General features: G+C 66.8%; 24 protein-coding genes and 1 tRNA gene. 10 read left to right on the top strand and 15 right to left on the bottom strand.

The window, feature by feature from the left end; translation table 11 throughout:
• Window positions 1-36: 36 nt before the first annotated feature.
• The 7 genes from AC3ANU_RS08100 to AC3ANU_RS08070 form a co-directional block, all read right to left on the bottom strand.
• Window positions 37-1,155, bottom strand: coding sequence for a GNAT family N-acetyltransferase (locus tag AC3ANU_RS08100; RefSeq protein WP_488315826.1), 1,119 nt, complete (start codon window positions 1,153-1,155; stop codon window positions 37-39).
• A 7-nt stretch (window positions 1,156-1,162) separates the two neighbouring features.
• Window positions 1,163-2,260: a GNAT family N-acetyltransferase gene (locus tag AC3ANU_RS08095; protein ID WP_018769120.1), complete on the bottom strand. Its 1,098-nt coding sequence runs from the start codon at window positions 2,258-2,260 to the stop codon at window positions 1,163-1,165.
• 132 nt (window positions 2,261-2,392) lie between these two features.
• Window positions 2,393-3,100 (bottom strand): 50S ribosomal protein L1, encoded by a 708-nt coding sequence (rplA, locus tag AC3ANU_RS08090; RefSeq protein ID WP_018769119.1) that lies wholly within the window; start codon window positions 3,098-3,100, stop codon window positions 2,393-2,395.
• 178 nt (window positions 3,101-3,278) lie between these two features.
• Window positions 3,279-3,710 carry a 50S ribosomal protein L11 gene (rplK, locus tag AC3ANU_RS08085; RefSeq protein ID WP_003803853.1) on the bottom strand — a complete coding sequence of 144 codons (432 nt, stop codon included), beginning with the start codon at window positions 3,708-3,710 and terminating at the stop codon, window positions 3,279-3,281.
• A gap of 128 nt (window positions 3,711-3,838) precedes the next feature.
• Window positions 3,839-4,657 (bottom strand): transcription termination/antitermination protein NusG, encoded by an 819-nt coding sequence (gene nusG / locus AC3ANU_RS08080; protein WP_018769118.1) that lies wholly within the window; start codon window positions 4,655-4,657, stop codon window positions 3,839-3,841.
• A gap of 115 nt (window positions 4,658-4,772) precedes the next feature.
• A complete protein-coding gene (secE, locus tag AC3ANU_RS08075; RefSeq protein WP_056388913.1) occupies window positions 4,773-5,057 on the bottom strand; it encodes a preprotein translocase subunit SecE in 285 nt (94 codons plus the stop codon).
• Between the two features lie 82 nt (window positions 5,058-5,139).
• A tRNA-Trp gene (locus AC3ANU_RS08070) sits at window positions 5,140-5,212 on the bottom strand.
• A gap of 276 nt (window positions 5,213-5,488) precedes the next feature.
• On the opposite strand from AC3ANU_RS08070, the gene AC3ANU_RS08065 reads away from it, so the two are divergent.
• Window positions 5,489-6,706 (top strand): pyridoxal phosphate-dependent aminotransferase, encoded by a 1,218-nt coding sequence (locus tag AC3ANU_RS08065; RefSeq protein WP_018769116.1) that lies wholly within the window; start codon window positions 5,489-5,491, stop codon window positions 6,704-6,706.
• Between the two features lie 155 nt (window positions 6,707-6,861).
• Here AC3ANU_RS08065 and AC3ANU_RS08060 read toward each other — a convergent pair whose 3' ends face one another.
• Window positions 6,862-7,551: a LuxR C-terminal-related transcriptional regulator gene (locus tag AC3ANU_RS08060; protein ID WP_488315825.1), complete on the bottom strand. Its 690-nt coding sequence runs from the start codon at window positions 7,549-7,551 to the stop codon at window positions 6,862-6,864.
• Complete coding sequence (locus tag AC3ANU_RS08055; protein ID WP_488315824.1) at window positions 7,548-8,915, bottom strand: ATP-binding protein; 1,368 nt, start codon at window positions 8,913-8,915, stop codon at window positions 7,548-7,550. Before AC3ANU_RS08055 ends, AC3ANU_RS08060 begins: the two co-directional genes overlap by 4 nt.
• A 125-nt stretch (window positions 8,916-9,040) precedes the next feature.
• Between AC3ANU_RS08055 and AC3ANU_RS08050 the strand changes: the two genes are divergently transcribed.
• The 5 genes from AC3ANU_RS08050 to AC3ANU_RS08030 all read left to right on the top strand — a co-directional run bounded on the left by AC3ANU_RS08050 (window position 9,041) and on the right by AC3ANU_RS08030 (window position 13,248).
• Window positions 9,041-10,720 carry a PspC domain-containing protein gene (locus AC3ANU_RS08050; protein WP_488315823.1) on the top strand — a complete coding sequence of 560 codons (1,680 nt, stop codon included), beginning with the start codon at window positions 9,041-9,043 and terminating at the stop codon, window positions 10,718-10,720.
• 1 nt (window position 10,721) lies between these two features.
• Window positions 10,722-10,979 (top strand): hypothetical protein, encoded by a 258-nt coding sequence (locus AC3ANU_RS08045; RefSeq protein ID WP_018769112.1) that lies wholly within the window; start codon window positions 10,722-10,724, stop codon window positions 10,977-10,979.
• 3 nt (window positions 10,980-10,982) lie between these two features.
• The gene (locus AC3ANU_RS08040; RefSeq protein ID WP_018769111.1) at window positions 10,983-11,240 is read left to right on the top strand and encodes a PspC domain-containing protein; all 258 of its coding nucleotides are present in this window, start codon (window positions 10,983-10,985) and stop codon (window positions 11,238-11,240) included.
• 238 nt (window positions 11,241-11,478) lie between these two features.
• Window positions 11,479-12,504 carry an ATP-dependent 6-phosphofructokinase gene (locus tag AC3ANU_RS08035; RefSeq protein ID WP_018769110.1) on the top strand — a complete coding sequence of 342 codons (1,026 nt, stop codon included), beginning with the start codon at window positions 11,479-11,481 and terminating at the stop codon, window positions 12,502-12,504.
• 27 nt (window positions 12,505-12,531) lie between these two features.
• Window positions 12,532-13,248 carry a GNAT family N-acetyltransferase gene (locus AC3ANU_RS08030; protein WP_134163695.1) on the top strand — a complete coding sequence of 239 codons (717 nt, stop codon included), beginning with the start codon at window positions 12,532-12,534 and terminating at the stop codon, window positions 13,246-13,248.
• Here the strand turns inward: AC3ANU_RS08030 and AC3ANU_RS08025 are convergent.
• The 6 genes from AC3ANU_RS08025 to AC3ANU_RS08000 all read right to left on the bottom strand — a co-directional run bounded on the left by AC3ANU_RS08025 (window position 13,210) and on the right by AC3ANU_RS08000 (window position 18,621).
• Window positions 13,210-14,733, bottom strand: coding sequence for a DHA2 family efflux MFS transporter permease subunit (locus AC3ANU_RS08025; RefSeq protein ID WP_018769108.1), 1,524 nt, complete (start codon window positions 14,731-14,733; stop codon window positions 13,210-13,212). The genes AC3ANU_RS08030 and AC3ANU_RS08025 overlap by 39 nt on opposite strands.
• Before the next feature lie 51 nt (window positions 14,734-14,784).
• Window positions 14,785-15,216 (bottom strand): ankyrin repeat domain-containing protein, encoded by a 432-nt coding sequence (locus AC3ANU_RS08020; RefSeq protein WP_018769107.1) that lies wholly within the window; start codon window positions 15,214-15,216, stop codon window positions 14,785-14,787.
• Entirely contained in the window at window positions 15,216-16,298 is a 1,083-nt protein-coding gene (gene ygfZ, locus AC3ANU_RS08015) for a CAF17-like 4Fe-4S cluster assembly/insertion protein YgfZ (protein WP_056388904.1), read from the bottom strand. The genes AC3ANU_RS08020 and ygfZ overlap by 1 nt, the downstream gene beginning before the upstream one ends.
• 22 nt (window positions 16,299-16,320) lie before the next feature.
• Window positions 16,321-17,055: a flavodoxin family protein gene (locus AC3ANU_RS08010; protein ID WP_018769105.1), complete on the bottom strand. Its 735-nt coding sequence runs from the start codon at window positions 17,053-17,055 to the stop codon at window positions 16,321-16,323.
• Between the two features lie 16 nt (window positions 17,056-17,071).
• Window positions 17,072-17,680 (bottom strand): nitrobindin family protein, encoded by a 609-nt coding sequence (locus tag AC3ANU_RS08005; protein ID WP_018769104.1) that lies wholly within the window; start codon window positions 17,678-17,680, stop codon window positions 17,072-17,074.
• Window positions 17,681-17,853: 173 nt separating this feature from the next.
• A complete protein-coding gene (locus AC3ANU_RS08000) occupies window positions 17,854-18,621 on the bottom strand; it encodes a hypothetical protein (protein ID WP_043424912.1) in 768 nt (255 codons plus the stop codon).
• Window positions 18,622-18,960: 339 nt separating this feature from the next.
• On the opposite strand from AC3ANU_RS08000, the gene AC3ANU_RS07995 reads away from it, so the two are divergent.
• The 4 genes from AC3ANU_RS07995 to AC3ANU_RS07980 all read left to right on the top strand — a co-directional run bounded on the left by AC3ANU_RS07995 (window position 18,961) and on the right by AC3ANU_RS07980 (window position 24,020).
• Entirely contained in the window at window positions 18,961-19,659 is a 699-nt protein-coding gene (locus AC3ANU_RS07995) for a winged helix-turn-helix transcriptional regulator (RefSeq protein ID WP_018769102.1), read from the top strand.
• 34 nt (window positions 19,660-19,693) lie between these two features.
• Window positions 19,694-20,662: a mycothiol synthase gene (gene mshD / locus AC3ANU_RS07990; protein WP_488315822.1), complete on the top strand. Its 969-nt coding sequence runs from the start codon at window positions 19,694-19,696 to the stop codon at window positions 20,660-20,662.
• 130 nt (window positions 20,663-20,792) lie between these two features.
• Window positions 20,793-23,042: an RNA degradosome polyphosphate kinase gene (locus tag AC3ANU_RS07985; RefSeq protein WP_488315821.1), complete on the top strand. Its 2,250-nt coding sequence runs from the start codon at window positions 20,793-20,795 to the stop codon at window positions 23,040-23,042.
• Window positions 23,043-23,051: 9 nt separating this feature from the next.
• Window positions 23,052-24,020, top strand: coding sequence for an NUDIX hydrolase (locus AC3ANU_RS07980; RefSeq protein WP_018769099.1), 969 nt, complete (start codon window positions 23,052-23,054; stop codon window positions 24,018-24,020).
• The last annotated feature ends 13 nt before the right edge of the window (window positions 24,021-24,033 follow it).

Genomic DNA, 24,033 nt, shown 5'->3' with positions numbered 1-24,033 from the left:
TTACGCGAGGCGTTGCCGGTCCGCCAAATCGGGGGCTCAGCTGGTACTGGCACGCAACGTGGGGAGCTCCTTTTGCCAGATCCCGGTGACGCCGGCCGTCTGGAAGCCGAGCTGCCTGTTGACGGTCAGGAGGTACCGGTTCTCCGGCGCGTTCCAGGTGTAGATGATGCGGGCGTCAGGAAACTGCTCGCTGAGCCGCTCCATGTTGGCCACCTTAATCAGCAGGCCCAGCTTGTTGCCGCGGTGTTCCTGCAGCACCAGGGTGTCGTCCTGGAACACGACGTCGGCCCGGTGCGCCAGCACGGTGATGGTGGTCAGTCCCACCAGGGCTCCGGTGGCGATGTGCTCGACGGCGGTGACCACCGTTCTGCGGCCCTGCGCGATGGCGACGTCCTCCGCCTCCCGCAGGATGCCGCCGTCGAACACCATCTCCTGCTCAACGGGCGCGTCCAGCGAGGGATCCAAATCGGCCCCGGCCTGGTTTTCCAGGACGGCCACGGCCTCCAGCCAGCGTTCCGGGCAGCGGTCGGTCCAGTGGTGCAGCCTGTACCTGCCGTTGTTTGCTTCGTCGGCCTCAGCCTGGAGGTCCGCCACCAGCTTGCTGTCCAGCGGCAAGCGGCAGGAGCTGAACTGCTCGATGTGCTGCAGCGTGTATCCGGTCTTCTGCGCGAACTCCACTTCGCGGCTCTCCAGCGGCACGAACCCCTGGCCGGTACCGGGAACCAGCAGGGCCTGTTCAAACTCAGACAGGGACGCGCCGGGGTGGTTGGTGTCCACCAGGATCATGCTGCGCCCTTCCCCCCTTGCCAGTTGTTCGGCTGCCTCCAGCAGCCGCCGTCCCACGCCCTGCCGCTGGTACTCGGGGAGGATGTCCAAAGTGAGTTCGGCGAGGTCCAGGTGGTCAGTCAGCGGCAGTGCAATGTCCACCGTTCCCACAATGGTGCCATCCACCTTGGCCACGAGGATCAGCTGGCGCTCATACGGATCCGCGAACTCAAGCAGCTTCTCCAGTGGACCGTAAGCCAGATCGTCGCTGCCCCACGTGGCCATCCGCACCTTGCGGCCGACTTCGACGGCGGCAAGGAAGTCCGCTGCGTCGGGGGTGTCCAGTGAGTCGGGGATCCAAAGCTGCTCGATCTTTACGTCTATTGCCATTCGGGCATCATCCCAGCCGTTTCTGCCACTCACCTTCATAGCCAGCGGGCCTGAATCCAAGTGCGGTATTTATCGCCAGCATATGCTGGTTTTCGCTGGCATTCCATGTCAGGACCGAGCGCGCCCGGGGCCACTTTTCCTGTGCGCGGCGGAGGTTGGCCACCTTGACCAGCATGCCCAGCCGGTGGCCGCGGTGTTCCTCCGAGACCAGGGTGTCCTGCTGGAGCAGCGACCCCGGCACCAGCGGCCGCCAGGTCAGGACGGTATAGGCCACCAGCTCACCGGTGCGGGGGTGCAGGGCCGCCGCCACGGATGAGTGCACGCCGCTCCTGGCCAGCGCCTGCTCATCGTCCCGGACGCGGGCGGCGTCCCAGTCCTCGCGTTCCCAGTCCATCCCGGCGGTGGGCGCATCGGTGCTCATTTGTGCCCGCAGGGCGGCGTACCTGGCGATCAACGGGTCCGGACAGTGCACGTCCCAGGCCGTCAGCCCATAATGGCCGGCGTGGCTGAGGGCATCAGCCTCCAGCCGCGCCAGCAGTTGTCCCGGAACGGGGAGGTCGAGCCGGCTGGAACGCTCCACCTGTTCCAGCCGGTACCCGGCGGACAGGGCGAAGGAGGTGGCCGGGTCAGCCAAAGGAAGTCCCCCGGCCCGCGACATGGCAGGTACCAGCGGACCCGCGTCATCCACCAGGCGGGCAGGGAGTTCAAAGTAGCCATCCAGCGACGTCCGGTTGTTGGCGCGGGCCACCTTCTCCGCGTGGTCAAGGAGCCGCCGCCCCAGCCCGCGCCGCCGGAAGGCCGGCGCCACCAGGACGTTGATCCCTGCCGTGGCGGTGTTCTCCCGCAGGGGCAGCGTCACCGAACACATGCCCACCGGTTCCTTGCCCAGCCGGGCGACAAAGAGGTGCCGCGCCTCGTATGCGGTGCCGCGCCAGTGTTCCACCTCCTCCGCGTAGGTGTAGCCACGGTCAAGGTCGCCCCATGTCTGCAGTTCGTGCGCTTCCCGCATTGACTGGCAGTCGTTGAAGTCCTGAAAGTCGCTGCCGCCCTCGGTTGACGGAGGAACAACGACGGCGGAAATCACCAGGGCGTTCGGCTGCGTCATTCCCCAAGCGTAGCCAGCCGTGGACGGCTGTCGAGGGTGCGCAAGCGGCCTTTAACGCCTGAAGGGACCGCCCGGCTGGTAGCCGGACGGTCCCTTCAGAAGTGCCGGAAGGCACGGGACGCTGCTGAGGATTTACGCCTCGGTGAGCACCTTGGTGACGTTGGGGTCAACGGAGATGCCCGGGCCGAACGTGGTGGCCACGGTGGCCTTCTGGATGTAGCGGCCCTTGGATGCGGACGGCTTGAGGCGAAGGACCTCTTCCAGTGCGGCTGCGTAGTTCTCGGCCAGCTTCACGGCGTCGAAGGAAACCTTGCCGATGATGAAGTGCAGGTTGGAGTGCTTGTCGACCCGGAAGTCGATCTTTCCACCCTTGATGTCGTTGACGGCCTTGGTGACGTCGGGGGTCACGGTGCCCGTCTTGGGGTTCGGCATCAGGTTACGCGGACCCAGGACCTTACCGAGGCGGCCAACCTTGCCCATGAGGTCAGGGGTGGCAACGGCGGCGTCGAAGTCGGTCCAGCCGGCGGCGATCTTTTCGATCAGGTCGTCGGAACCAACGAAGTCGGCGCCGGCTGCGATTGCGGCCTCAGCCTTGTCGCCCGTGGCGAAGACCAGGACGCGGGCCGTCTTACCGGTGCCGTGGGGCAGGTTGACGGTGCCGCGGACCATCTGGTCGGCCTTGCGGGGGTCAACGCCGAGGCGGAAGGCAACCTCAACCGTGGCGTCGAACTTGGACGGGTTGGTGTCCTTGGCCAGCGTTACTGCCTCGAACGGCGCGTAGTGCTTCTCCGCGTCGATCTTGGCGGCTGCTGCCTCATATGCTTTGCTGCGCTTTGCCATGCTGCTTATTTCTCCTTGTGCAGTTGTGGTCTGCGGACCGCGCTGGGCCCTGCCACAGTCGGTGATCCGGTTCGTTATCCGGCCCGGATGACCAACATTTCAATGTGTTTGGTGCCGGTGTCCCGGCGGTGCCGCCCGTCGTCGTCAACTACCTGACGCTGGACAGCGGGAAGGGTGGTTAGCCCTCGACGGTGATGCCCATGGAGCGGGCGGTGCCGGCGATGATCTTCGCTGCGCCTTCGAGGCTGGTGGCGTTGAGGTCTTCCATCTTGGTGGAGGCGATCTCGTTGACCTGGGCCTGGGTCAGCTTGGCAACCTTGACGGTGTGCGGAGTTGCTGAACCCTTGGCGACGCCTGCAGCCTTCTTGATGAGTTCTGCAGCCGGCGGGGTCTTGGTAATGAACGTGAAGGAACGGTCTTCGTAGACCGTGATTTCCACGGGGATGACGTTTCCGCGCTGGGCTTCCGTCGCAGCGTTGTACGCCTTGCAGAATTCCATGATGTTGACACCGTGCTGGCCAAGCGCAGGACCGATCGGCGGGGCCGGGTTGGCGGCACCTGCCTGGATCTGCAGCTTGATGAGGCCGGTGACCTTCTTCTTGGGAGCCAATGTAGGGTCCTTCTCTCAATAACGTCCTGGGGCACAGGAGCGTGCCTCAGGTTTTTGGCCGCCATGGCAAGGCGGCCGGCCGTTCCGGTGCAGCTAAGCGGGCGGCGCCGGGACGAATTCTAGGATTCTCAGATCTTGGTGACCTGGTTGAACGCCAGGGTGACGGGCGTTTCGCGCTCGAAGATGGAGACCAGCACCACGAGGGTCTGGGACTCGGGCTTGATCTCGGAGATCGTGGCGGGAAGGGTCTCGAAGGGACCTTCCTTGACGATGACGGATTCACCGACCTCGAAGTCGACGGCCACGGGAGCCTGGTTCTGCTTGTTGACCGGCTTGCCCTTCTCGGCTTGTTCCTCTTCGAAGACAGGGGCGAGCATGGAGAAGACCTCGTCAAGGCGCAGCGGGACCGGGTTGTGGGCGTTGCCCACGAATCCGGTGACGCCGGGGGTGTGGCGGACGGCGCCCCAGGAGGCGTCGGTCAGGTCCATGCGGACCAGGACGTAGCCGGGGATGCGGACGCGGTTGATCACCTTGCGCTGGGCGTTCTTGATCTCCACGACTTCTTCCATGGGCACCTGGATTTCGAAGATGTAATCTTCCATGTCCAGGGTCTGGATGCGGGTTTCAAGGTTGGCCTTCACGCGGTTTTCGTAACCTGCGTACGAGTGGATGACGTACCAGTCACCTTCCTGACGGCGCAGCTTGGCCTTGAACTCCTCAGCGGGATCCACGGCTGCAGCTGCTGCCGCGGCGGCGAGGGCGTCGGCGGACTCGTCTTCCCCGTCAGCGTCTGATGCATCGCCTTCGGCAGCAACTACCACGTCGGAGGCGGCGTCGTCGGATTCGGGCGTGGAGGACTCAACCTCGGACTCTTCACCGGCTTCTGCCGTGACGTCCGGGGATTCTTCCAGCCCCGTCTCGGTTACCTCGAGCTCCTGCTCAGACACTTGGTCTCCTGCTTCCTCATTGCCTAACATGCCTATTTAAATGGCTCAATCCCGCACACCGGCGCATCCCTTCCGGTTTCCCGGATGGAACACGCGGCCTGCGGACTGTGCAGCCTTAGCTGTCCTTGGGGCCGGTACCGCCGAAGATCCAGCTGACAGCGGTTCCGAAACCAATGTCCAGCAGGCTGACGATGACCATCATGATGGCCACGAACACCAGCACCACGAGCGTGTAGTTGATCAGTTCCTTGCGGGTGGGGGCAACAACCTTCTTCAGTTCGCCGATAATCTGGCGGACAAAGAGTGCAATGCGGGCGAAGAAGTTTGCCTTGGCTTCCTTCTTAGCTGGGCGGCCCTTGGAGCTGCTGGCAGCTGTTTCGGTCACCTGGTCCTCGCTCATCTTTGCAATGGTGGATTACCCGGCCCTGATCAGAACCATGGTTGCTGCGCCTGCCCCGGGCTTTCGCCCGGAGCAGCTTGCGCAGGGCAGACAGGACTCGAACCTGCAACCTGCGGTTTTGGAGACCGCTGCGCTACCAATTGCGCCACTACCCTATGGAGTGAATTCCACTCTTTGACGACCCAACACCAGCTTGAACTGGGGCGCACGTCATCATCCGTGTTTCAACACCGGTGAACCAGTCTACGCAAGAACTTCGCGTAGGTAAAACCAGCCCGGCCCGGTCCGTCCGAAGTCCGGCCTGAAAGGTGCTGCGCAGGGCAGTCATAAATCAAAACCGGCTCCCCGGAGGGTCCGGTGAACAGCATAGAGTAGAACTCGTCGAATCCCACATTCCAGCCACCCGGCTGCAAGCGAAGAACGGACCTGCCATGTCTGCCGCCCGCGTTTCCCAACGCATTTCCGCAATTGCCGAATCCGCAACCCTGGCCGTCGATGCCAAGGCCAAGGCGCTGAAGGCAGCTGGCCGGCCCGTTATTGGCTTCGGCGCGGGTGAACCCGACTTCCCCACCCCGGACTACATCGTGCAGGCGGCCATCGAGGCTGCAGGGCAGCCCAAGTTCCACCGCTACTCCCCCGCCGGCGGCCTGCCCGAGCTGAAGAAGGCCATCGCCGAGAAGACCCTCCGCGATTCCGGCTACCAGGTGGACCCCTCCCAGGTCCTGGTCACCAACGGCGGCAAGCAGGCCGTCTACAACACCTTCGCCACCCTGGTGGATCCGGGCGACGAAGTCATCGTTCCCACCCCGTTCTGGACCACGTACCCGGAGGCCATCCGGCTCGCCGGCGGCGTCCCCGTGGAGGTTTTCGCCGGCCCCGAACAGGACTACCTGGTGACCGTCGAACAGCTCGAAGCAGCCGTGACGGACCGCACCAAGATCCTGCTGTTCGTCTCGCCGTCGAACCCCACCGGCGCCGTCTACTCCCCTGAGCAGGTGGCGGAAATCGGCAAGTGGGCCGCCGCCAAGGGCCTGTGGGTGGTCACGGACGAAATCTATGAGCACCTGACCTACGACGGCGTGCCGTTCACGTCGATCGCCACCGCGGCCCCCGAACTGGGCGACAAGGTGGTCATCCTCAACGGCGTTGCCAAGACGTACGCCATGACCGGGTGGCGCGTGGGCTGGATGATCGGCCCGGCCGACGTCATCAAGGCTGCCACCAACCTGCAGTCGCACGCCACCTCCAACGTGTCCAACATCATGCAGATCGCCGCCCTCGCCGCCGTGTCGGGTCCGCTGACCGCCGTGGACGAAATGAAGGTTGCGTTCGACCGCCGGCGCAAGGCGATCGTGGCAGGACTGAACGCGATCGACGGAGTGGAATGCCCGACGCCGAAGGGCGCCTTCTACGTGTACGCGGACGTCCGTGCCCTGCTGGGCAAGGAATTCCCGACCGCGTCCGGTACGGCCACGCCGCAGACCTCCGCGGAACTGGCCTCGCTCATCCTTGACGAGGTTGAGGTGGCAGTGGTTCCCGGCGAAGCCTTCGGCCCCTCGGGCTACCTGCGCCTGTCCTACGCCCTGGGCGACGACGACCTCGCCACGGGCGTCCAGCGCCTGCAGGACTTCCTGGGCAAGGCCCAGTAGTCGCTCCATCACCTTCCGCAGGAACAACCCAAACGCCCCATCACCTGGTGATGGGGCGTTTGGGTTTAAGGCGCAGGATCTGATGGGGCGTTTGGTTTTAAGGCCCGAAAGATGATGGGGCGTTTGGGTTTAAGGCGCAGGATCTGATGGGGCGTCTAGAGGAGGCGGCGCTCGGCTGCCCACTTGGTCAGTTCGTGGCGGCTTGAGAGCTGGAGCTTGCGCAGCACGGCTGACACGTGGGTCTCCACCGTCTTGATGCTGATGAAGAGCTCCTTGGCCACCTCCTTGTAGCTGTAGCCGCGGGCGATGAGGCGCATGACCTCAAGTTCCCGGGCGGAGAGCTTGTCCAGCTCGTCATCGGCAATATCCGCAGGAGCGGTGCCGAAGGCGTCCAGGACGAACCCGGCAAGGCGTGGGGAGAAGACCGCGTCGCCGCCGGCCACCCGGAACACGGCGTCGGTGATCTCGGCACCGGAGATGGTCTTGGTGACGTATCCGCGGGCACCGGCGCGGATGACGGCCACCACGTCCTCCGCAGCGTCGGAGACGCTCAATGCCAGGAAACGGGTGGTGGACAGGAGCGCGGCGGAGCCGGCGATGACTTCCCGGCCGCCGCCGCCCAGTCCTCCGGGCAGGTGGACATCGAGAAGAACGACGTCGGGCCGCTGCTGGGCGATCACGGCAATGGCCTGTTCAACGGTGGCGGCCTCCCCCACCACCTGGATGCCGGCGTCGAGGTCAGCTTTCAGCCCGGACCGGAAGATGGCGTGATCGTCCACGATGACCACCCTCACGGAGTTTGCCGGCCGGGCGCTTCCGGTACTTGTCTCCTGGGTCGTGTTCATGATTTTCCTTCCGCGTGTTCTGCTGCAGCCGGCAGCCTCAGGCGGACCTCGGTACCATCCCCCGTGCTGAGGATGGCCGCCGAGCCGCCATGCCGTTTCATCCTGCCGATGATCGATTCCCTGATACCGAGGCGGTCCGCCGGGACGTCCCCCAGCTGGAAACCGGGTCCCCTGTCCTTGATGAAGATCTCAGCCTGCCCGTCCGATGCCTCAAGGTAGACCGAGACGGTTCCGCCGCCGTGCCGCGAGGCGTTGAGCATGGCCTCCCGGCTTGCCTGGACCATTGCTTCGTGCGCCTCGGTCATGGCGGCGTCACCCACGGTGACCACCTCCACGGCGTTGCCAAGCAGGTCCTCCACCTCCGCCGCAACAGCCTTGATCCGGTCTGAAAGCTGACCGCTTTCACGGCCGGGGTCCTGGAACAGCCAGCCGCGCAGCTCGCGTTCCTGGGCACGGGCCAGGCGGACCACGTCATGCTCGTTGCCGGCGCGCCGCTGGATCAGGGCCAGTGTCTGCAGCACGGAATCGTGGAGGTGGGCAGCGATCTCCGCCCGTTCCGTCTCCCGGATCCGGCCGGCTCGTTCCGATTCCAGGTCCCGCCAGAACTTCAGCGCCCACGGCAACAGGACCAGCACCACGCCGCCCAGGACGGCCACGGACGCCAACAGCGCCAGCCAGGTCTGTTCCCAGGAGCCCGAGCCGGACACCATCACCAGGACCCCTGCCACCACCAGCGCCAGTCCTGCAGCGAGCCTGCCCCACCCGCCGGCCTGGTCCGCTTTGGTCTTGTCCACCAGCCCTGCGCGGCGCGTCTCATCCAGCTGCATCCAGGCGATCGACGCGCCGCCCAGCACAGCTGCAGCCGGGATCAGCGTCCCCAGGGACACGTCCACGCCCAGCATCTGCGCAATCATGATGCCGGCCACCAGCAGGAGCCCGCAGCCCAGCAGGATTTCCTTGCCGTACCGCATCCCGCGCGCCCGGAACCAAGGGGGCTCTCCGGAGGCTCCCGCTCCGGCCGGAACGGGCCCATCGGCACCTGCTGGTGTTCCGCCGTCGGACGCCGTCTCCTGCGCCGGCTGGGCCTGCTGCTGCTGGCCCGGTCCCAGCTGGCTGACGGCGGGAGCAATGGGCGACGCCGGCCGGCGGGCGTTGCGGCGCGCGGCCTCATCCGCGGTGGGCACCATGATCCAGAGCCATGCGTAGAAGACCAGGCCGGCCCCGCCGGCGAAGGAGGCGAGGACCATGCCCAGCCGGACATTCTTGACCGGCCAGCCCAGGTGCGCGGCGAGGCCGGAGCAGACGCCGGCGATGACACGGTCGCTGCTCCGTGCCAGGGGCGGGCGCACCGGGAGGGTTGTCATGGATCAATCCAAACACGGATCAGGGTTGCCCGGACCGTATCCGGCCGCTTACCGGGGACAGCTCAGGGGCCGTTCAGGGTATCCCCCAGTAGAGCGGCGACCCGCCCGGACGGGAGGATCGAGGTATGAACTCGCAGACCCCCTCCCCTGACGACGAACACCCTGCCGGGGCCATCCCCGGATCCGACAGCGAGCGGCCCACGGAGCCGCTGCCGTCCTCCCCTGCAACGCCTCCGGAGCCTGAGGTTGGCCCGGGTGCCGGTCCCGCGGCCGGCCCGTCAGGCGGTCTTGGCGCCGGTCCCTCAGCTGATCCGGGTGCCGGACCGGGCCCTGATCCCGCTGATAACACCCAGGGCTATGCCTACCGCAGCAGCCCCACCGCCCCAACTCCTTCCACCGACTTCTTCGGCTGGATCCGCAGCAACGGCATTTACCGGGGCAACGACCGTTGGGTCGGCGGCGTCTGCAGCGGAATCGCCCACCGGCTGAACGTGGACCCGATCATCATCCGCGGCGCCTTCATTGTCCTCACTCTCCTGGCCGGCATTGGCGTGTTCTTCTATGGCTTGGCATGGGCGTTCCTGCCGGAACCGGACGGCCGGATCCACGTCCAGGAAGCCGGCGCCGGACGCTGGTCCAGTGGCATGACGGGCTCCCTGATTGCCACGGTCCTGGGTCTCACCGGCCTGGGCGGAGGCTTCTGGGGCTGGAGCCATAACGGCCTCAGCGGACTGCTCTGGACCGTCTTCTGGGTGGCCGGCGCAATCTATTTGGTCTACTACCTTTCCCAGCGCAACAAGTCCCACCCCACCATGGCCGGCCACACGCCGGCAGCCCCCGGCGCGGGCCACCCGGCCGGACGCCCGGGCGCGGACTACACCTCGTCGTTCTCCGCAGGCACGCCCTCCGGGCCGGCGCCCGGCTTCCCGGCGGCGCCCCGGTACAGCGGCGGCCCCACCAGCTCAGCGTCCACCGGTATCTATGGCCCGGGCGGACACGGCACTCCTATCGGAACCGGTGTCGGAGGCACCTCCGCCGGCCCAAACGGCACCGGTTCAAGCAGCACAGGCCCAGGCGGGCCGGGCACAGGCGGGCCGGGCACAGGCGGGCCGGGCAGCGGCGTTCCCGGTGGAAGCAGCTACCCCGCACCGTGGGTGCCCCCGCAACCGCCAAAGCCCCGGCCGTCCGGCCCCGGCGCTCCCGCCGTCGCCATCGCCACGGGCTCGGCCCTGGTAGTGGGCGGTGGCCTCAAGGCGCTGGATGCCGCAAACATCATCGACCTGGGCGGCTCCGCCAACGCCATCGTGTGGGCCAGCGCGGCAGCAGTGCTAGGCCTGGGCATCCTGGTGGCGGGTTTCCGCGGCCGCACCTCCGGCGTCCTGAGCCTCTTTGCCGTAATCGCCCTGGTTACCGGCGGCATCTACAACACGCTGGACGACGGCCGGATGCGTTTCCAGCAGGTGGACTGGAACCCCGCAAGCATTGAGGAGGCACGCGGCGGCATCGACATCACCGCCGGGCGGGGCACCGTGGACCTCACGGGCCTGTCACCCACCGCCCCCCTGACGTCCGACGTCGTGGTTCCCCTGGACATCACCGCCAGCAACGTGACCGTGGTGATCCCGCAGAACCTGCCCGTCGACATCAAGGCGGACATGACCATGGGAAACCTTAACGAGGCCACCGGCCAGCGCGGCGGCACCACCACCCGTGAAAGCAGCTACAACGCGGACAAGCCCGGCAACCACCTGGTGGTGCGGATCGACGGCACGTTCAGCAACGTCACAATCCAGGAAGGCAACTGACATGGACAGCAGCAACATTCCGACGACGGCGGGCCAAGACCCCGCCGGACCGGCACCGGCGAGGGTGGGGACGGTGGTGTGGGGACTGATCGTCCTGGCGCTGGCCGCACTCATCATCGTGGCGCAGCTGGGCATCGTGACACTCAATGGCACCTACGTCCTGATCGGCCTCATGATCGGCGCAGGTGTGGCCCTGGTGGCCGGCGGCCTGCTCTCAGCCCGCAAACGTGACAACGCATCAACTACAGGGAAGTCTTGAACCATGGATAAGTTCTTCAGCATTGTCAGGGGCCTTGGCCTGCAGCGCGGCCCACAGCGGTGGCTCGGCGGAGTGCTGGGCGGCATCGCGGCCAAGCTCAACGTCGACGTCGCCTACGTCCGCATCGCATTCCTGCTGTTCTGCCTGCTCCCCGGACCTGCCGTGATCTTCTACCTCCTGGCCTGGGTGATCCTCCCGGACCAGCGCAACGAGATCCTGCTCCAGACGTTCCTGGACCGCCGGTCGCTCAACCGGCCCTGACCAGCCAAATCGCCGGCGCCGGACACACTGGCGCCGGCACCATAAATCGGCCACGACCACGGCCCCTGCTTTCGCGGACACTCCCCGACAGCAGGGGCCTTTCCTGTCCCGGCACTGCCCGGCCCGGGCACCCCCATGTAACCGGTTTGTGTCGTACCCCACACACCCCATTACACTTCTAGGTGAGCTCAGCGTGGCGCTCTGCCTGTAAACCTTCTCTCCAGGATTTGAGCCGAACATGAAAATTGGAATCCTCACCAGCGGTGGCGACTGCCCCGGACTGAACGCCGTGATCCGAGGCGCCGTGCTTAAGGGCATCGCCGTCCACGGCCAGGAATTCGTCGGATTCCGCGATGGATGGCGGGGTGTGGTGGAGGGGGACATCATCGACATCCCCCGCACCATGGTCCGCGGCATCGCCAAGCAGGGCGGCACCATCCTTGGCACTTCCCGCACCAACCCGTTCGAAAACGGCGGCGGCCCCGAGGCCATCAAGGCCCACATGGACCGGCTGGGCATCGACGCCATCATCGCCATCGGTGGTGAGGGAACACTCGCCGCCGCCAAGCGCCTGACCGACGCCGGACTCAAGATCGTCGGCGTCCCCAAGACCGTTGACAACGACCTTGACGCCACCGACTACACCTTCGGGTTCGACACTGCCGTGCAGATCGCCACCGAAGCCATCGACCGGCTCCGCACCACCGGCGAATCCCACCACCGCTGCATGATCGCCGAAGTGATGGGCCGGCACGTGGGCTGGATCGCCCTGCACGCCGGCATGGCCGCAGGCGCGCACGCCATCCTGATCCCGGAGCAGAAGGTCAGCATCGAGCAGATCACCGAATGGGTCAAGGAAGCCCATCATCGTGGCCGCGCGCCCCTGGTGGTGGTGGCCGAAGGCTTCGTACCCGAACACATGGAAAGCCCGCACTCCGAGCGCGGCCTGGACACCTTCGGCCGTCCCCGGCTGGGCGGCATCGCGGACCAGCTCGCCCCCGAACTGGAGGCACGCACCGGCATTGAAACTCGCGCCACCATCCTGGGCCACATCCAGCGCGGCGGCGTCCCGTCGGCCTTCGACCGGGTCCTGGCCACCCGGCTTGGCATGGCTGCCATCGATTCCGTGGTGGAAGGCTACTGGGGCACCATGGTGGCGCTCAAGGGCACCGACATCCGGCACGTTGCCTTCGAAGAGGCCCTGGGCCAGCTGAAGACCGTCCCGCAAAACCGCTACGACGAAGCCGCGGTCCTGTTCGGCTAAGTCAGTGGGCCGCCCTAGGCTGGGACCATGACACTCGATCCCGGCTCAGCGGCCATCATCCAGCTGGCGTGGGCACGCCGGCTGGGCCTTGACGACGACGCGTTCGGGGACGCCCTGGTCTCCGGGGCAAGGATCGTCCGGGCGGACGAATCGGCCCGGACCGTCGAGTTCGTCCGGTTGTTTGGCAGTTCCGCGCTGGTGGGCCCGCAGAGCGTCATCGAAGCCGCAACGGACATTCCGGACGAGGAGATGGCCCAGCACGTCACGCTGCTGAAACTGACCAGGGACCGGGGCGGCCATGGGCTCGGCGCTGCCGCCCTGTTCTTCGCCGACGACCTGCCGCTGCAGCAGCCCTCCGGGGAACTCACGGTCTCGCACGGGAACCCGGAGGCCATTGAACTGGAGGGCCGCTGCCCGCCGGACGACGTCAACGAAGTGGGGCTCTCCGACCTCGAAAACCGCTACACCATCGTGCATGAGCAGGACGGCAGGCGCGTGCCCCTGGCCTGCGGTGCGTACGGCGAATGGGAGGGCCTGCTGGCCAACATGGGCGTACTGGTGGACCCGGAATGGCGGCGGCGCGGCCTGGGCTCGCTGGCCGCGTCCATCGCGGCGCACGAGGCCCTCGCCGCCGGGCTGACGCTGCAGTGGCGTGCGGACGTCAGCAACACCGGCTGCCTGGCACTGGCCAGGCAGCTTGGCCTCTCAGCCGGCGGAATCCAGACCAGCGTCCACCTTCGCTGACGCCTGGTCCTGGCCCTGCGTCCCCCAGCCCTGGACCGGCTGCGGCTTGGCGAAGAACAGTGCCACCGCCGCCCCCACCAGGATCACTCCGGCGGGCAGCAGGATGGACTGGCCCATCGCGGTCGAGAATCCGGCGTGCAGGAACCCGGGCAGCGAGCCACCCATTGCCAGTCCTTCCCCGGCGGACCCGCCCGGCCCTCCCGAGGGAAGCTCGGCGGCCAGCCGCGACTGGATCAACACAGCGATGGCCGCACTGCCCAGCACCGCGCCGATCTGGCGGGTGGTGTTGTACACGCCCGAACCGGCACCCGCCTGGCGCGGCGGCAGGTTCCTGGTGGCAGTGGTGCTCAGCGGGGCCCAAATGCCGGCGTTGGCGAAGCCCAGGACGGCGCTGGGCAGCAGGAACATCAGGATGGGCGTATCCGGCTGCATCAGGACCGAGTTCCACAGCAGCGCCACCGCCATGAGCACCAGCCCGGTGGCCGTGATGAACTTCGGGTTCACGCGGTCCACCAGCTTGCCCACCACGGGTGCAAGCCCGCCGGAGATCAGTGCCATGGGCACCATCATGAGGGCGGACTGTGTGGGGGTTAGGCCCCGGACCAGCTGGTAGTAGAAGATCAGCGGCAGGCTGAAGGCGGTCACCGTGAAGCCGACGGTGGTGATCCCGATGTTGGCCAGCGAGAAGTTGCGGTCCCGGAACAGCGCCAGCGGCAGCAGCGGCTCGCCCTTGTTGAACCGCTGCCACAGGACGAAGACAGCCAGCACCACGATGCCGGCGATTATCAGGCCCCACACGCTGATGGGCCCGGTGATGGTGCCCCAGTTGTAGGTTTCGCCCTCCTGGATCCCGAACACCAGAAGGAACAGCCCGACGGCGCTCAGCAGGACGCCGGGAATATCGAAGCGGTGCGGATGGGTGCTCAGGGCCGGGACGTTGCGCAGCGCCAGGATGAAGCCCACGACGCCGATGGGCACGTTGATGAAGAAGATCCACTCCCAGCCCAGGCCGTCCACCAGGACGCCGCCAAGGATGGGCCCGACGAGCGTCGCCATGCCCGCTGTTGCGCCCCAGACCGCCATGGCTGAGCCGCGGCGGTCCGGCGGGAAGATCCGGGTGATCACGGCCATGGTCTGGGGCGTCATCATCGCGGCGCCAAGGCCCTGGAGGACACGGGCGGCGATCAGGATCCGGACGTCGCCTGAGAGGCCGCACCACAGCGAGGCGAGGGTGAAGACCACCAGGCCGGAGAGGTAGAGCTTCTTGGGCCCGAACCTGTCGCCCAGCCTGCCGGTGATGAGCAGCGGGACGGCGTAGGCCAGCAGGTAGGCGCTGGTCACCCAGATGACCGAGTTGATGTCGGCGTCCAGCCCCTCCATGATGCGGGGGTTGGCCACGGACACGATGGTGGTGTCGATCAGGATCATGAAGAACCCGATCACCAGGGACCACAGTGCCGGCCAGGGCTTTGCTACGTTTTCCACTCGGTCATCCTTCAGGAGTTTTTGTTGGTGCCGGGCGGAACCCGGGCCGAGCTAGCCCAGCAGGTCCAGGATCTCCGTGCGGGCAAACATTTGCGCCGCGGCGCGTGCCGAGGGCGCACCGGCGTCCGGATCCGCTCCGGCGTCAAGCAGGACCCGGGCCACGTCCGTGTAGCCCTTGAATACGGCGCCTGCGAGCGGGGTCTGGCCCCGGTCGTTGGCGGCGTTGGCGTCGGCGCCGTGTTGCAGGAGCAGCCCAACGGTGCCGGCGTGGCCGTGGTAGGCGGCCAGCATGAGCAGGGAGTCACCGGCGGAGTTGGTCATGGTGGCGGGAACCCCGGCGTCCAGGTAGGCACCCAGCAGGGCGTCGCTCCCCTCACGCGCAGCCTCGAAGAGCGCCTGCGCCAAAGCCAGCGCGTCGTCGTCGTGCCCTTCCGCTGCCGTCGTCCCAACGCCGGCAGGCGTGGTCCCGGTGTGCTCGGTCATCAGCGTGGCCCCCTCAGGAATCCGGTCTGGCGCCCCACCACCTGGCCGGCATCGGGGGCAACAATGATTTCCTGGACGGCGGCATACGGCTCATCGCCGTCCAGGACGGTCAGTATCTCATCCGCGGCCACGGAACGTTTTATGACTGCCAGGGCCACAGGACCCATCTCGTAGTGCTGCGCCACGGAGGTGACGGTCCCGACTTTCCGGTCCCCTGCCATGACCGGGCTGCCGGCGGCGGGGAGGGTGTGCTGCGAGCCGTCCAGCTGCAGGAAGACCAGCCGGCGGGGCGGGTGGCCCAGGTTGTGGACGCGGGCGATGGTCTCCTGGCCTTTGTAGCAGCCCTTGGCCAGGTGCACCGCAGTGCGCAGCAGGTCAAGCTCGTGCGGGATGGTCTTGTCATCCGTCTCGGCACCGATCCGGGGGCGCCAGGCGGCGACCCGCAGGGCTTCCGCGGCGAGGACACCGGCCAGAGACCGCCCCGCGACGGCCTCTTCCAGTTCGGCGGCCGGGATGAGGTACTCGAACCAGGGGCGCTCCAGCCCCGGATGGTTCTCCTCCGACACGGTGGCATAGGAGTATCCGCCGGCGGATACGTGCGGCCACGGGTCCTGCCAGGCGAGGCGGCCGGACCACTCCGGGACGGCCCGGGTGCTGCCCACGACTGCCCAGTCGGACGAGACGTCGGCGATTTCCACCCGCAGCATGAACTTCATCCGGTTGAGGTACTCCGCCAGCGGCGCTGCCTCGGCGGCCTCAACGATCAGCCACGTGGTCCCGCCGTCGTCGACAACCCGGGCGTCAAAGTCGATGCGGCCCTGGACGCTGAGGAGCAGCAGCTCGCTGGACTCCCCCGGCTTCAGCGCGGCCACCTGCTGGGAGGACAGGGTATTAAGCCAGCTCAGCCGGTCCGGGCCGGTGACGGTGACCACGCCGCGGTGGGAAAGGTCGACGACGGCGGTTCCGGCAGCGAGCGCGCGCTGCTCGCGCAGCGGCTCGCCGTAGTGGGCGGCGACTCCGGCGTCAGGGCCGCCGGCCTCGACGGCGCCGGGGCGCGACAACAAGGGGCTGGGCGTAGTCATATGAAGTAGAAGTCCTTGGAGGCTAACGGTATTCCGGATTTTCGAAATCGAAATGGGTACCGGCGTTCCATTCGTTGGGCAGGTTGCCGTAGGCCGGGTAGCCGCCCGCATCCTTCAGCATCCTTGCCAGGTGCAGGAGGTTCCAGGTCATGAAGGTGGTGTTGCGGTTGGTGAAGTCGCTCTCCGGGCCGCCGGAGCCTTCATCCAGGTAGCTTGGGCCCGGACCAACCGGCCCGATCCAACCCGCGTCGGCCTGCGGCGGGATGCTGAAGCCGATGTGCTGAAGACTGTAGAGGATGTTCATGGAACAGTGCTTGATGCCGTCCTCGTTGCCGGTGATCAGGCAGCCGCCCACCTTTGGATAGAAGGCCCACTGGCCCCTGTCATTGAGCTGGCCGGAGTGGGCGTAGAGGCGCTCGATAAGTTTCTTGGTCTGCGACGAGTTGTCACCGAGCCAGATGGGGCCCGCCACCACCACGATGTCAGCTTCCTGGACAGCGGGATAGAGATCCGGCCACTCGTCCGTGGCCCACCCGTACTGGGTCATGTCCGGGTAGACACCGCTGGCGATGTCGTGGTCCACGGTACGGATCACCCTGGTGCTGACACCCTGCTTTTCCATGATGCGGCGGCTGATGGCAATCAGCCCGTCCGTGTTGGATGTCTGCGGCGACTTCTTCAGGGTGCCGTTGAAGAAGACGGCCTTGAGGTCGCCGTAGCCGCTGGGCTTTCGTGCTTGATCCGTGCCGTCTTCCATGAGGTTTCTTTCCTGTTCAGGAGACTCTATGCAGGAACGCGGAGGCGTGGGCTTCAAGGCCCTTGCCGGTTTCGCCGCCTGTCGCCACGTCCCACCGCCACAGGAGGTTGCCGTCCACCAGGCCAAAGATCCGGGTGGCCGCACTGTACTCCTTGGAGTGGCTGCCACGCATCACCATGTCGGTGGTCAACTGGATCTGCGGGCCCTTGATCTGGCCGTAGTACAGCTCGGTGATGCCGCCTGGGTGGGCGATGGACACCGAGATGTCGAAGCCGCCGTCCTTGTTGCGCAGCGCCTCCACCTCATCGGCACTCTTCAACACCGGGACGATGTCGGCAGGCACCAGGCCCGGGCCGCCGTCGGCATCCAGCTGCTTGCGTTCAAGCGCCCAGAAGCCGGTCTCAACGGTGAGCGGCCGCAGGCGCGTGCCCTCGTCGTCGGTCAACCAGCTCTCGGCCCGGTACTGCAGGTACGGCAGGCCGTTGTGGGTGAAGGAGACGTGCTGCAGGAAGTGTTCCGAATCCTCGTCGCCGCTGCCCAGCCGGCCGCGGCCCTCCCACTCGCCAATGAGCCACGAAAGGGGGACGAGTTCAGGGGTCAGATCTGTAGGAATCTCAATGGGCATTTGTTCTACCTCGAGATACGGCCGGCTCCGGAAGAGGGGTGGCTACTTCTGGCCCTTGAAGAGGCGGTAGACCACGAATCCGGCGAACCAGGCCATGGACAGGCTCGCGATGCCGAGCAGGACAAGGAAGAAGATTTCAAAAGCAAGTACGGACATGGTGCCATCCTAACCCGTTAGTAGATGAGTAGTTTGTCTATGAAGTAAGCGAGGGATCCCACCGCTGAGACGGGGGCCAGGCCCATGCTCAGTGCGGCCGCAAAATTCAGCGGGGCGCCGCGGAGCGTGGCCAGTCTGCGGAAGCTTGCCAGGACCGCGCCCACCACCACGCCGAAGACCGCGGCCGGCAGGACGGCGATGTCCGACAGGACCAGTCCGGCGAGCGGCCCGGCCAGGCCCGCCAGGACAATGCCCAGCGGAGCAATGATGCTGTCCGGCCAGCGGATAAGGCCGGCCAGCAGGGCCACCGCGGCACTGATTGCCGCCACAAGCAGCATTTCGCGGACGCCGTTGAACCGCGCTCCGGCAACCCAGCCGGCGCCGAGGCAGGACAGCAGGACACCGGCGCAGCAGCCCAGTGTGGACTCCAGCCGCTGGGCCTGTCCCGTACCGCGGACCAACTGCACCACAAACACCGCCATCATTCCCAGCGCCACGAAGGCCGGCGTCCAGTCCAGGTAGCCCGGGGCCGGCGCCACGCCGGCCGCCACGGCAGCGCCTGCGCCCGGCAGGGCGATGACGGCGGCAAGGGTCTTCTTGGCGGGGATGCGGAGGAAATGCGGCCACCCGATCCCCACTGCGGCGGCGATGGCGACACCGACGGCGACGAGTGCTTCAGGCGAGGCATAGACCCCGGCGATGATGGCGGCCAGGCCGGCGATGCCGACAACGCCGATGGTCCAGGAACCCAGCGAACGCACGGGTGCCTGCAGGTCCGCCGTCATCCAGGGCCCGGCCTGTGCTTCGTCGGTGCACTCACTGCGCTGTTTTCCCATCCTGGCGTTGGCCGGAAGGCTGGTCCGCCCCCTCATGGCAGGGCTGGTCCGCCCTGCTTCAATCCTGCCTTATGTGAAGGGCATATGTCGCAAAACGCTCCCGTCCGCGGCCTGGATCTGTGGCCTGGAGGAGGCCGCCGGGTATACTCAAGGTTCAGCTACGCTCCCTGCTGAGGTAGCTGGCCGGCGGCGTGCTGACGGCCCAGAGCCTCGTGCAGGAAGCCAGTACCGGCCGGTGAGAATCCGGTTCAGTCGCCCAATGATGCGCGGACGGCCCTTGGAGGAACAATGTCGCACATCCTGTTACTGACCAACAGCACCGGTTCTTCGGTGGACATCCTGCCTGCCCTCGAATTGCTGAACCACAGGGTCCACATCCTCCCGGCCGAGCCCACGGCCCTCCTTGAGACAGACCCCTGCGACATCGTCCTGCTGGATGCCCGCAAGGACCTGGTGGGCGCCCGTTCACTCACGCAGCTCCTGAAAGCCACCGGGCTGAGCGCTCCCCTGGTCCTGATCCTCACAGAAGGCGGCATGGCCGCCGTTTCCTCCGCGTGGGCCGTTGACGACATCGTCCTCGATTCCGCCGGACCCGCCGAAGTGGAGGCGCGTATCCGGCTGTCCGTTGCCCGGGCAGTCCCCGAGCAGGAAGACGCTCCGAGTGAGATCCGCGCCGCCGGCGTCATCATCGACGAGGCAAGCTACACGGCACGCGTCAACGGCGCCCCGCTGAACCTGACGTTCAAGGAGTTCGAGCTCCTGAAATACCTGGCCCAGCATCCAGGCCGCGTGTTCACCCGGCAGCAGCTCCTCACCGAAGTCTGGGGCTACGACTACTACGGCGGCACCCGCACCGTGGACGTCCACGTCCGGCGCCTCCGGGCAAAGCTCGGCGCGGACCACGAGAACCTGATCAGCACGGTCAGGAACGTCGGCTACCGCCTCACCCTCGTCCGGCAGCAGGAAGACGAACTCACCGAGGCCTGAGCCCCGGCGCGCCATTGACGTATAGCCTTGGCTCATGACTCCAGCGCATCCGCAGAAGTGGCCCGTCCATGTCGTCCGGGGCGGAGTTGACCAGCAACTCCTGAAGGACTGCCGCGACCTCCTGGCCGCGGCTGAGGAATCGGATGGAAACCCTTCCATCTCCGAGCAGACCCTGGTGACCATGCGCGCCGGGGACTCCGCGGAGCACACCCTGCTGACGCTGGCCCTGTATGCACCCGACGAGGACTCCGATCCGGCGACCGGACAGGACCTGGCGGGCTTCGCCGTCGTGGTTGAGGAGCCGGACGGCCACGGCATCCTGGAGATCGCCGTCCACCCCTCCTACCGGAACCAGGGCGTGGCGGACCGCCTGGTGGGGGCCCTCAAGGAGGTCCGGGGCTTTGGCGGGCTGAACGCCTGGTCCCACGGCAACCACGAGGCAGCTGCCGACCTTGCTGCGCGGTACGGCTACGCGCCGGTGCGTGAGTTGTGGAAGATGCGGATGACGACGGCGGGCGCGGAGCTTCCCGACGCCGGCCTCCCGGACAGGGTGGCCATCCGCACCTTCGTGCCGGGCAAGGATGAGGACGCCTGGCTGGCCGCCAACAGGGCCGCCTTCGCCCACCATCCGGAACAGGGGAACCTCACCCGGGCGGACCTCGAGGCGCGCATGGCGGAGGACTGGTTCGATCCGGCCGGGTTCTTCCTGGCGGAGGACCGGGCCGGCCGCCTTCTGGGCTACCACTGGACCAAAGTCCACCCCCGGCACGGCTCGCACCCAGCCATCGGCGAGGTGTATGTGGTGGGCGTGACACCCGAAGCCCAGGGCATGGGCCTGGGCAAGGCATTGACCATCGCCGGCATCAGGCACCTTCGCGACTCCGGGCTGAACGGGGTCATGCTCTATGTGGACGCCGACAATGCCGCGGCCGTCGCCCTCTACCGGCGGCTCGGCTTTACGCGCTGGGACATGGACGTCATGTATGGCCCGGCGGCGGGGTAGGCAGGACAGCCGGAAGAATCCCCCGCCCGGGAGGAACAGGGGCCGTGGCATGGGTGAATGCTTGTAAGGTTGAAAGGGAACCGCGCGGGGCGGAAGCGCCGGCACCAACGCGCCAGCTAAAGGAGAAGCCATGAACCCGGAACCCTCCGGAACAGCTACGTCCCAGGATGTTGCGGCGCCTGTACGGGCACGCTTCGGCTCCTCCGAGGTACCGGCCTCCAGGGCCACCCAGGACCGCATTGACATCCCTGAATTCGCGCCGAACCTGCAGCCAGAAGGCGACATCCGGCCTGACCGGTTCCTGGACCGCGAGCTGAGCTGGCTCGCCTTCAATTCGCGGGTCCTGGAACTGGCCGAGGACCCCACCCTGCACCTGCTGGAACGCGTCAGCTTCCTCTCCATTTTCGCGTCGAACCTGGACGAGTTCTTCATGGTCCGCGTGGCCGGCCTCAAGCGCCGTATCGCCACGGGACTCGCCGTCCCCTCCCCCGCCGGCCTGAGCCCCGTCGAGGTGCTGGAGCGGATCAGCGAGGAAGCCCACCGGCTCCAGGCACGGCACGCCCAGGTGTTCGCTGACCAGATCCGCCCGGCCCTGGCCTACGAGCACATCCACCTCATGCACTGGGACGAACTGGACGACGCCGCCAAGCAGCAGCTGAGCGTGATGTTTGCGGAAAAAGTCTTCCCCATCCTCACCCCGCTGGCCGTTGACCCTGCCCACCCCTTCCCTTACATTTCGGGCCTGTCACTGAACCTGGCCGTGGTGGTCCGGAACCCCGTCAGCGACAAGGAGCTCTTCGCCCGCCTGAAGGTGCCGGACCAGTTGCCCCGCCTGATCTCCATCGACGGCCCCCGCGCCGGCGCGGTGCCCGGGCGGGTGGCCCGGTTCATTGCGCTGGAGGAAGTCATCGCCGTCCACCTGGACAAGTTGTTCCCGGGCATGGAGGTGCTGGAACACCACACCTTCCGGGTCACCCGCAACGAGGACCTGGAGGTGGAGGAGGACGACGCCGAAAACCTCCTGCAGGCCCTGGAGAAGGAACTCCTGCGCCGCCGCTTCGGCCCGCCCGTCCGGCTGGAGGTGGCCAACGACATCAACCCCAACATCAGGGCCCTGCTGATCCGCGAGCTGGGCGTGGAGGAATCCGAGGTCTACTCGGTGCCGGCTCCACTGGACCTTCGCGGCCTGTCCGTCATCGCCGGAATCGACCGCGCTGACCTGCATTACCCCAAGCACGTGCCGCACACGTCCCGGTACCTGAATGAGTCCGAGACCTCCAAGGCGGCGAACGTCTTTGCCGCCATGCGCCGCCGCGACATCCTGCTGCACCACCCGTACGATTCGTTCTCAACTTCGGTGCAGGCGTTCCTGGAACAGGCCGCGGCGGATCCCAAGGTGCAGGCCATCAAGCAGACCCTGTACCGCACCTCCGGCGACTCCCCCATCGTTGACGCGCTGATTGATGCCGCCGAGGCCGGCAAGCAGGTCCTGGCCCTGGTGGAGATCAAGGCGCGCTTCGATGAGCAGGCCAACATCTCCTGGGCCCGCAAACTGGAGCAGGCCGGCGTGCATGTGGTGTACGGGATCGTGGGCCTGAAGACGCACTGCAAGCTGTCGCTGGTGGTCCGCCAGGAAGTGGACGGGCTCCGCCGCTACTGCCACATCGGCACCGGCAACTACCACCCGCGGACCGCCCGCTACTACGAGGACCTGGGCCTGCTGACGGCGAACGAACAGGTGGGCGAGGACCTGTCCAAGCTGTTCAACCAGCTTTCCGGCTACGCACCGAAATCGACCTTCAAACGGCTCCTGGTGGCACCCCGTTCCGTCCGGTCGGGACTTATCGACCGGATCGAGACCGAGATCCGCAACGCCAGGGCCGGCGTGCCGGGACATGTGCAGATCAAGGTGAACTCCATGGTCGATGAGGCCATCATCGATTCCCTCTACCGCGCCTCCCAGGCGGGGGTCAAGGTGGATGTGGTGGTCCGCGGCATCTGCTCGCTGCGCCCCGGCGTTCCCGGGCTGAGCGACAACATCACTGTCCGGTCCATCCTGGGCCGGTTCCTGGAGCACTCCAGGGTGTTCGCTTTCGCCAACGGCGGGGATCCCGTGGTGTACATCGGTTCGGCCGACATGATGCACCGCAACCTGGACCGCAGGGTGGAGGCGCTGGTCCAGCTGGCCAGCGCGGACGACATCGCCTATGTCCTGGACCTCATGCGGCGCTACATGGCGCCGGAAACATCCAGCTGGCACCTGGACAACGAGGGCCGCTGGAACCGGCACCACCTGTCCGAGGACGGGAAGCCGCTTGAGGATGTCCAGTCCTGGTTGTTGGCGTCCCGGCCGCGTCAACGCAGCCTGAGCCGGCGATAGGCAGCCGCGTTGTCGAGCGATGCACTCGTAGCCGACCAGACTGACCACCCGGGGGAACCCGTAGCCGTAACCGCTGCGGGCGCCATCCCGTGGCGGGTCAACAAGGACCTCCTGGAAGTCGCGCTGATCCACCGCCCGCGCTATGACGACTGGTCCTGGCCCAAGGGAAAGATCGACAACGGCGAGACCATTCCCGAATGCGCCGTCCGTGAGGTGTGGGAGGAGATCGGCCTCCGCGCGCCCCTGGGCATACCGCTGCCGCCTATCCACTACCACGTGGCGTCGGGCCTCAAGAAGGTTTACTACTGGGCGGTCAAAGTCAACGGCAACACCCTGGTTCCGGACGGCAAGGAGGTGGACAGCGTCATGTGGTGCGCCCCAGAAAAGGCGGCCGGCCTGCTGTCCAACCCTTCCGACGTCGCGCCCCTTGAACACCTGCGGGACGCGCACGAAGCGGGCACCCTGGACACGTGGCCCCTGCTGGTGCTCCGGCACGCCAAAGCCAAGCCGCGCTCATCCTGGAGCAAGGCAGAGGGCGAGCGTCCGCTTGCGGCCACAGGCAACCGCCAGGCACAGGCCGTCGGCCGGCTCCTGGATGTGTGGAAGCCCATGCGGGTGGTCACCAGCCCATGGCTGCGCTGCGTGGCAACCGTGGCCCCCTACGCGCGGGCGGCGGGGGCCAAAGTGAAGCTGGCGGAAGGCCTGACCGAACACAAGCACCAGCGCAGTCCCAAGAAGACCGCGGCCGTCATCGAATCCCTTTTCGACAAGCAGCGGCCCGTGGTTGTCTGCACGCACCGGCCGGCACTGCCCACCGTCCTCAAGCAGGTGGCCACCCATACGCCGGCACCCTTGGCGAAGCTCCTGCCCGGCCGCGAGCCCTACCTGTCCCCCGGCGAGGTGGTGGTGTGCCATGTGGCCAACGGCGGAATGAAACGGGTTGTGGCGGTGGAGCAGTTCAAACCCTTCGACGACTAGGCAGCCAGTAGAC

It is taken from the genome of Arthrobacter sp. SDR-2R (genome assembly GCF_057747955.1).
The sequence above is the reverse complement of the archived record's forward strand: the minus strand, read 5'-3'. Positions and strand labels throughout refer to the sequence as shown.